We start from the raw sequence: 7,964 nt of genomic DNA, 5'->3' as shown, positions 1-7,964 counted from the left end.
CAAGAGTCGAAGAACTTAAAATATTTGGCCCTGCAGGAAATGAGATGATGCCTTCTGCAATAGAATATCTATCAAGAGTAATCGGAGAAGAAGGTGCTTACACCTACCTAAGCCCATACTTGGTAAAAAAAGGACGCGCTAAATACAAAGTTTCGGCCACAAACGTACCTATTAAAAAAAATGAAAGTTCACACTACTCTATTGCTCAAGGAATTAAAGCAAGCGCCACGGCAGTAGATCACGGTCCAATTGCAGCAGTTAGCTGGAGAATTGAGGTTGAAAATTGTTCAATTGTATTCTCCGGAGATATGACTAATCGCTTTAATGTTTTGGAAAAGTTTGCAAAGGACGCTGACATACTTGTAGCTAGCAATTCAATACCTGAAAAGGCATCAAAGCGTGCAAAAACTCTTCACATGCCTCCTTCAGAAATTGGATTAATTGCAAAAAAGTCTCAAGTCAAAAAGCTAGTACTATCACACTTCTTTAAGCGAACACTATCAACTCAAAAAGAGTCCTTATCTACTATAAAGAAAGTTTTCGATGGTAATGTAGTTTTAGCAAATGATGGATTAACTATTGAGCCCTAAAGGCGTTCTGGCAATCTCATCTCACTCCACTTCTGAGGGCAGCTATTTTTATGGCCTGAATAGCAATTATTACTCATGCCTTTATTTTTATTAATACTTTTATATGAATTCAAACCATTCAACTCCTCTCCTTTAGTCGTAGATTCATCACCAGATAATGGCTTTATATAACAATTCTTACTTAATAGATTATGATCTAATTTTGGAAGTTCACAAGCGTATGTGTTAGCTGATAAAATTAAAATTGATAATATATACTTCAAAACTTTCTCCATGTTTGAATAACTTAATTTAAGTTTGATATACCGAACAATTTTAACAAAGGCAAATATATTTTGGGGATGAGGATTAAAACTCTAATATTATTAATATCTTGTAGTTAGATCAGAGTACTGGCCAAACTAAAAGGTATAAATACAGAGAACATACACCCAACTCAACCCATCGTAACATGCACCTAACTTTAGTTTGACTAACCAACCAACCTCCTCTAACATCCGCACATTACTAAATGAGGAGAATATATGAAGATCTTATGCAGCAGTATTTTACTACTTTCATACCTTGCCACATCTATCATGGCCCAAGAGTACGAAGCACCAACACTAATATTTAATTCATCTAGCACTGACGGCTATAACATGCCTGCTAAAACCTTTTTTACAGATAGAGCTCCTTCTATAAACGATCAACGAGAAATGGCCATTACACTAACAATGTTAAATGGAACGTATGATACAGGTATTTGGGTAAAGTCTAGATACCAAGAAGGTATCCTTACAACTACAGGTGCAAGAGAGTCATACAGTGATGTTAAGATTAATAACAAAGGTAATCTCACTTATACGCACCAAACTTTAGATGGAATTAAAGGCGTATACTCAGCAGTTGGAAATAGCGCAGGTAAATATGAGTTTATAAACCATATGGATGATGAGGAACTTTTTCCTTACACTTCTTTTAATAATCTCTTCCTATCAGAAAGTGATGAATTATTTTTTACAGCAAAAAACTTTAAAGGTGATTTAGCTTTCTTTAACTACCATATGGATTATGGTTTAGAGCTAATTGCGGCCCAGAATCAAAGATCAAAAATTCCAAATTCATTCTTATTCACTCCAAGCTATAATGATTACGGTCAAGTAGCTTATAAAGCCAGAATTGGAAAAAGAGGAGAACTCAACAATCAAAGGCCTGATCAAATTATTCTAGCAGAAGGATCTAAGAAAACTATCCTCGTTCAAGATAAAGATAGTGATGAAAATTCTAAATGGATTGACCTTAGAAATAATGTAGCTCTAAGTAATTCGGGAGCGACTGCTTTTATTGCTAGAGATCAAGATAGTGAAAAGCTTGTACTACTTGAGTCTGATGGTAAGGAAACAATTCTTGCTACAGCAGGTAAAGACTTAAAAGAATTTAGCTTTTTCTCAATTGTTATCAATAACAAAAACTGGGTAGCATTTAGAGGTATTGACCTCAAGGGCAAGCATGCTCTTTATGTCGCAACAAAGAATGAAATTAAAAAAGTTCTTACTCAATTTGATAAAATCAAAGTTCCTTGGGGAGAGGCTTTAATTGCTTATGGTCCACACATTCCTTTCGGAGGAAGTATTGATATGAACAACCATGGTGATGTGATAGTTAATACAGGTCTAGCGAACCTAGAAAATACTGAGGATTTTGGAAATGGAGTAGTTGTAATCTATACAAAATGATAAGAAACTATAGAAACAAAAGATAATTGCGGGGTATTTCACCCCGCTTATTATTAACACTCAGGTAGAGTGAAGACAAATTCATCGACTTTATTACGATTACCACCTCTTGGGTCAAACTCTAAAACATCTACAAGAACTTCTCTATCATATTTAAAGTTAAATTCTCTTTGAGTTTCTCTTGGTCCAAAAATTGTATAACGAAATGAGTTTTTCACTTCTACAAGCTTGTTTACTCTAGAAACGCACTTCTTATACCCTCGACCAATATGTTTTGCTTTTTCACAAACACTTAAATAACTAACTAACTTAGAGTTGTCTGATGTCATACAAAAGTTCTTAATCGAAACCTTTTTAGTCCCAAGAGCATCAGATACTGGAATAGATGGGTAGTCTTTAACTACTTGAAATGCAAACGCAGAGCTTGTAATTAATATTGATAGTAAAATAAATAACTTCTTCATAAGTTCTCCCATATAATTTATAATTTTTTTATGTGGTTATAGTATTTCCTAGAACTCTTGTTAAGGGTCTTATCAATAAAAACTCCGACTAAAAATTATTTTACTCTCTAGCCTACTGAAAACTCTCATAAAATCACGATTATAAAAATTTACAACGACACTATAAAAAATTCAGGGTACAAAAAAAGAGTCTTCAATATTTAAAATATCTACCTACTCGTAACTTTCAATCCAATAATTGATACTAATAATAGGCATAGAAAGAAAATCTTGAGAGGACTCGCAGACTCATTGAAAAATACTATCCCATAAACTGCGGCACCAATTGCACCTATACCAACCCACACACCATAGGCCGTACCAATAGGTAGAACTAAACTTGCTCTTGAAAGTAAATACATACTTCCCATCAAAGTTACTAAAGTAAATATAGTTGGTATAAGTTTTGTAAAAGACTCTGAATACTTAAGCCCGACGGCCCAACATATTTCAAGTAGCCCTGCTACAAATAAAATGATCCAAGCGATTGTTATAGACACACAGACTCCCTACCTCCCGTCTTTGCTTAACCTTGGTACGGGAAATCCTCGTCAGGGACAATAAATGTCAATTGTGTTGTTTATAAATCTGATAAAAAGTTATCATAAATACTATATTTCGACTCCATAAGTTTATCTATATCTAACTTATTTTCAAAATATTTGTTAGCGACATAGTTCGACCTCTTTAACTGAGCCCTCATTAGTTACAGTTTTAGATTTCATGATATAGCAGTCGTCTTTATCTAAGGTAGAATAATTTCTTATTTATTCATTTCTTCCCAAAGAGCGCCCTCTTTTCTCATCTCTTCATTTCGTGCAGGTTGATTTGGATAATATATTTTATCATTAAGAGGATTACATTCACCTGCACAAAGGTAGTAAATATCATTATCGGTTTTATTCACAAGAGTGTGAGAGACACCTGAGCCGGCCTTAAAATCAATTGCTGTAAATGGAGATGCTATGAAGTCTTTTCCATCAAGCCTAACAGTAGGATTTCCCTCTAAAACAAAAACAAATTCTTCCTCTACAGAGTGGGCGTGATCCCAAGAGCTTCTTTTTCCAATAGGAAGTCTCTCTAACCAAACAGCGATACTTTTCATGCCAAAATTACGACTCAAACATACTCCATTGCTGAAAGTCTCTGTATCATTAGGATATGAATAACTACTATTAGGAATATTGTCATAACCATTGAAAATTTTAATTTCATCATCCTTCATTGAATTATCATACACCCCAGGAAGTCCGTCATGATGACCTAATTCCTGGCTAGGTATATCATCCCACCACTTTTCACCACATTCTTTTTTTAGACTCTGATCAAGGTGAAAATGATATCGATTATCAGGCATCGTTCGATCACCAGATACAAAAAGTTCACAATCCATATCTGAATTATTAATAAAACAATGTCCAACACCTGTACCAGCAGGAAAACCGATACAATCTCCTTTTATCATTTTCTTTATATTTCCATTAAGCCAAAGATCAATTTCCCCAGATATGACAAATACAAATTCTTCTTCCAAACTCTCCGCGTGAGGCTCAGATGTTCTATATCCACTCGGAATTTTAAAATAATGTGCTGCAACTCTTTTTAAATCAAAGCATTTAGATAAATTAGCATTAGAACCACCAATCTTTAGATCTTCATTTTTATATTCTTTTAAAACATCAAAAGTATTAATAAAGTGACCTTCCAAAGCAAATAAGTCCTCTCCCACTTCATCAACGATTTTGTCTTTCCCTTCTTCCTTCTTTTTCATAAAAGCCTCAAAGGATTATTTGATAGTACCTACTTATTCTTCCAGCTTGGTCGTCTTTTTTCTCAATTAGAATGCCTCCATTTTTATGAATCGTCTTAATTGAGCCTAAGTTATCATCAGCGCATGTCAGAAGTACTTCATTTAAGTTTAACTCATTCCTACAATAATTTATCGCTTGCTCAAGAGCTTTTGAGGCAATCCCCTTTCTTCTCATTGAAGTCTTAACTTCATATCCAATATGGCCACCATAGTTTCTAAGCCAATCATTTAACTCATGCCTTATAGACATTCGCCCACAATATTCTTCATCTACGATTATCCAAAAGTTTGTACACGGAACTAATCCATCAAGATTTTTCCCCGCACGCATATCTTCAGCATCAGAGAAGTATTGCTCAGGAGCGCTCTCACCATCCCAGTTATTTCCCTTAACATCACCTTCCCACACTATTTCAGGTAGTGATTCTTTATAGGAACTCCAATATTTCTTACATGGCATTATTAGATTTACTTTCATACTTACATCATACATTTTCTTAAACAAAAATAAATAACCTTATGTCCAATTCCATAAAAAACATTGGACATAATAAGAAAGCGTTCTAGACTTAATAGAAAGACTGTAAACTACCAACAAAGACGTGGAGATAATAATGAAAATAGTAATTACTGGGGGTCCAGGTGGTGGGAAGACAACAGCACTAGAGCTCTTTCGAAGAGAATTGCTCGGTAAAGTTTGGATTATACAAGAGTCGGCCAGTGCTATTTTCTCCAGTGGTATTAGCAGAGATGATAATGAAGATATATTAAAAGCAATCCAAAAGACGATTTACTACTACCAAAAAAATGTAGAAGAAATTCATACATTACAGCATCCAAATAAGATTTTACTTTGTGACCGTGGAACCCTAGATGGACTTGCCTATTGGCCAAATAGTAGAGAAGGTTTTTTTGAATGCATTAACTCTAGTTTTGAAAAAGAGCTTCACAGCTATGATGCCGTTATTCATTTCGAAACAGCAGCAGTGAAAGGCCAAGATATCACAACGAACAACCCATTTAGAAATGAATCCAATGAAGCTGCAATTGAATTAGATAATAAATTGAAAGAGATATGGAAAGCCCATCCTAACTTTCATGTTGTTGAAAGCAAAGGTAGCTTTATCGATAAGATTATAAACGGAGTAAAGACTATTCAAGCAGTTATTGATCAATAAAGATAACCGGCCAGGTATTTATCAATATCTGGCCATAAAGTAAGTGTAAAAGATTTATAGTTATCTATGATATTCTGAAAGTATAGTTGTTGCTTCTACTGAAGTATTAAAATATGTCTTCTTCGCTTTTACGTAATCAGGATTATTAAAAAATTCATTCATTTTTTCCTTATTTTCAAAGTAAATAGCAAACACTCTATTAATTGGACGTGATTCTTCATTTCTTAATGTTTCAGAGATTTTAAAATCATAACGAAAGCCTCCCCCATACATTTTAAGGATTGGTCCCATGGCCTCTCTATATCTTGTATACTCGGCATCATTTTTAATTTGAAGCCCCACCATCATTTCATAACTCATAAAATCTCCTAAGCTGAAGTTTAATTTTATGAGATAAGAAGGACCTTGTAAAAACAAAGCATAAGATAACTTGATATAATTTGAATATTAGAACTGAAAAGGAATCTAGGCTATAGATTGATTGATACTAGGAACACTACATTTTTTATAATTCTTCCTCTCTTAAAGTTAGAATTTCATAACCATTCTTAGTTACAAGAATAGTATGCTCCCACTGTGCAGATAACTTTCCATCCTGAGTTACAGCAGTCCAGTCATCTTCTAGCATTTTAATTTTGCGACTTCCCTCATTTAGCATTGGTTCAATTGTGAAAGTCATTCCTTCTACAAGTTTCATCCCTTTGCCTTTCTTACCCCAGTGAAGAATCTGAGGTTCCTCATGCATCTCAGCTCCTACACCGTGACCACAGAACTCTCTAACTATACTATAGCCATTCCTAGTTGCATGCTTATGTACAGCAAAACCTATGTCTCCAAGAGTATTACCCGGCTTAACTTGCTCAATCCCCTTATAGAGACATTCTTGAGAAATTTTACAAATTTCTTCTGCCTTTGGAGATACTTTTCCCACAAGATACATTCTTGATGTATCTGAGATCAGTCCATGCTTCTTTACTGTGATATCTAGATTTACAATATCACCGTCTTTTAAAGTTTCGCTCTTAGAAGGCACTCCATGACAAATAACATTATTAACAGAGCTACAAAGCGCATACTCAAAATCATACTGACCAATGCAAGAAGCTATTGCATCATACTTATTTACAATTAAGTCTTCAGCAATTTTTGCTAATTCGTAAGTACTAACTCCTACTACGACATGGTCAATTAATGTAGTTAGAATCTCGGCAGCAATTCGCCCCGTTTCTCTATAATTTTCAATCTGCGCTGGTGTTTTAATTTTTACATTCATTTTTTTGACTTCTTAAGTATTTCTTCAATCGTGAGATTTTTATACTTAAATAATAGATCTCTAATTTCTTCATAGTTGATTGCTGGATGTAACTCACTTAGCATTCCAATTTTAATCCAGTGCTCTGCCTGAGAGTTCAAAGAACGATCAAAAACTGACGAAGCTTCCCTTAATTGATTATGTATATCTTCTGAAATTTTCACTATTCCCATACTGTTACTATATATATTATGTAGCATTTTGTATATTAAAATATATCAGTCTCCGTCTATCTTCAAACTTAAAAGACTAAAAGATTAGGTAAAGTTCCCATAAAGCTAGCAATCTATTTAGACCGTTCGTCTTTGTTAAAATTTCGAAAGATTTTTCTCATGCCGTAAGAAAGAATGTCAAAAAATAGACATGGAATAGATACCTGTTTTTTAGTGCAAGGTTATCGATCTGCGATACCAAACAATTTATAATTTAGTCATTCACAGTAAAGCATTCTTCTATATCTTTTGGAACCTTCATCTTTGCAAACAAGGGAACATTGCTTCCTCCAGTATTGCCTGTTGGAACTACTCCTACGGTTGAACCAATTATACCGAGAGGTATTCTAATGACCTGCCCTATTATTTCTTTATAGTCTCTCTTGAGTATACCTATCCACAACATGTAAAGATGGGTAATAGTATGCATTTTCACTGACGCTTGCCCAGCAATATGAGCTCTTTCAAGGTGAAGAAAAGCTTCATTATAGGCCTTACTCTCTATCAGGCTCTTAGCCTCATTCATTTCATTATTAAAAAATGTATCTATTTTGAATCGCATATCAAATACCTTATTTTTTAATATTACTGTAAAAGATTGTTTTGAGCTTGGTAAAGTAGAAATAAAAAAAGCCAGATAT

At 34.2% G+C, this 7,964-nt stretch carries 12 protein-coding genes; 3 read left to right on the top strand and 9 right to left on the bottom strand.

Annotation, left to right across the window (positions count from 1 at the left end; all coding sequences use genetic code 11):
* The coding region (locus tag ABX784_RS13985; protein ID WP_372655678.1) for an MBL fold metallo-hydrolase at window positions 1–590 on the top strand (590 nt) is incomplete at its 5' end.
* On the opposite strand, the gene ABX784_RS13980 is transcribed toward ABX784_RS13985, so the two are convergent.
* Window positions 587–853, bottom strand: coding sequence for a hypothetical protein (locus ABX784_RS13980; RefSeq protein ID WP_372655677.1), 267 nt, complete (start codon window positions 851–853; stop codon window positions 587–589). The genes ABX784_RS13985 and ABX784_RS13980 overlap by 4 nt on opposite strands.
* Window positions 854–1,114: 261 nt before the next feature.
* On the opposite strand from ABX784_RS13980, the gene ABX784_RS13975 reads away from it, so the two are divergent.
* Window positions 1,115–2,308 carry a hypothetical protein gene (locus tag ABX784_RS13975; protein WP_372655676.1) on the top strand — a complete coding sequence of 398 codons (1,194 nt, stop codon included), beginning with the start codon at window positions 1,115–1,117 and terminating at the stop codon, window positions 2,306–2,308.
* Window positions 2,309–2,361: 53 nt separating this feature from the next.
* On the opposite strand, the gene ABX784_RS13970 is transcribed toward ABX784_RS13975, so the two are convergent.
* From ABX784_RS13970 to ABX784_RS13955, 4 genes are all read right to left on the bottom strand, one after another.
* Window positions 2,362–2,772 (bottom strand): hypothetical protein, encoded by a 411-nt coding sequence (locus ABX784_RS13970; protein ID WP_372655675.1) that lies wholly within the window; start codon window positions 2,770–2,772, stop codon window positions 2,362–2,364.
* 209 nt (window positions 2,773–2,981) lie between these two features.
* Window positions 2,982–3,311, bottom strand: a complete 330-nt coding sequence (locus ABX784_RS13965) for a multidrug efflux SMR transporter (protein WP_372655674.1) — start codon at window positions 3,309–3,311, stop codon at window positions 2,982–2,984.
* A 263-nt stretch (window positions 3,312–3,574) separates the two neighbouring features.
* Window positions 3,575–4,582: a cupin domain-containing protein gene (locus tag ABX784_RS13960; protein ID WP_372655673.1), complete on the bottom strand. Its 1,008-nt coding sequence runs from the start codon at window positions 4,580–4,582 to the stop codon at window positions 3,575–3,577.
* Between the two features lie 7 nt (window positions 4,583–4,589).
* Entirely contained in the window at window positions 4,590–5,099 is a 510-nt protein-coding gene (locus ABX784_RS13955) for a GNAT family N-acetyltransferase (RefSeq protein ID WP_372655672.1), read from the bottom strand.
* A gap of 136 nt (window positions 5,100–5,235) precedes the next feature.
* On the opposite strand from ABX784_RS13955, the gene ABX784_RS13950 reads away from it, so the two are divergent.
* Window positions 5,236–5,799 (top strand): AAA family ATPase, encoded by a 564-nt coding sequence (locus ABX784_RS13950; protein WP_372655671.1) that lies wholly within the window; start codon window positions 5,236–5,238, stop codon window positions 5,797–5,799.
* Window positions 5,800–5,859: 60 nt separating this feature from the next.
* Here ABX784_RS13950 and ABX784_RS13945 read toward each other — a convergent pair whose 3' ends face one another.
* From ABX784_RS13945 to ABX784_RS13930, 4 genes are all read right to left on the bottom strand, one after another.
* Window positions 5,860–6,159 (bottom strand): DUF1330 domain-containing protein, encoded by a 300-nt coding sequence (locus tag ABX784_RS13945; RefSeq protein ID WP_372655670.1) that lies wholly within the window; start codon window positions 6,157–6,159, stop codon window positions 5,860–5,862.
* 145 nt (window positions 6,160–6,304) lie between these two features.
* Window positions 6,305–7,072: a type I methionyl aminopeptidase gene (gene map / locus ABX784_RS13940; protein WP_372655669.1), complete on the bottom strand. Its 768-nt coding sequence runs from the start codon at window positions 7,070–7,072 to the stop codon at window positions 6,305–6,307.
* Window positions 7,069–7,284, bottom strand: coding sequence for a ParD-like family protein (locus ABX784_RS13935; protein ID WP_372655668.1), 216 nt, complete (start codon window positions 7,282–7,284; stop codon window positions 7,069–7,071). The genes map and ABX784_RS13935 overlap by 4 nt, the downstream gene beginning before the upstream one ends.
* 253 nt (window positions 7,285–7,537) lie before the next feature.
* A partial coding sequence (locus ABX784_RS13930; RefSeq protein ID WP_372655667.1) for a DUF3703 domain-containing protein occupies window positions 7,538–7,964 on the bottom strand: 427 nt, incomplete at its 5' end.

The sequence above is a fragment of the Halobacteriovorax sp. genome (genome assembly GCF_041587335.1).
GTDB lineage: Bacteria > Bdellovibrionota > Bacteriovoracia > Bacteriovoracales > Bacteriovoracaceae > Halobacteriovorax.
Note: the sequence above shows the minus strand (reverse complement) of the source record. Positions and strands in the feature narration are given on the sequence as shown.

Excerpts from the sequence above, each read along its gene's own strand:
- ABX784_RS13975 (WP_372655676.1), top strand. The coding sequence starts at position 1,115 with ATGAAGATCTTATGCAGCAGTATTTTACTACTTTCATACCTTGCCACA.
- ABX784_RS13970 (WP_372655675.1), bottom strand. The coding sequence starts at position 2,772 with ATGAAGAAGTTATTTATTTTACTATCAATATTAATTACAAGCTCTGCG.
- ABX784_RS13960 (WP_372655673.1), bottom strand. The coding sequence starts at position 4,582 with ATGAAAAAGAAGGAAGAAGGGAAAGACAAAATCGTTGATGAAGTGGGA.
- ABX784_RS13955 (WP_372655672.1), bottom strand. The coding sequence starts at position 5,099 with ATGAAAGTAAATCTAATAATGCCATGTAAGAAATATTGGAGTTCCTAT.
- ABX784_RS13950 (WP_372655671.1), top strand. The coding sequence starts at position 5,236 with ATGAAAATAGTAATTACTGGGGGTCCAGGTGGTGGGAAGACAACAGCA.
- ABX784_RS13945 (WP_372655670.1), bottom strand. The coding sequence starts at position 6,159 with ATGAGTTATGAAATGATGGTGGGGCTTCAAATTAAAAATGATGCCGAG.
- map (WP_372655669.1), bottom strand. The coding sequence starts at position 7,072 with ATGAATGTAAAAATTAAAACACCAGCGCAGATTGAAAATTATAGAGAA.
- ABX784_RS13935 (WP_372655668.1), bottom strand. The coding sequence starts at position 7,284 with ATGGGAATAGTGAAAATTTCAGAAGATATACATAATCAATTAAGGGAA.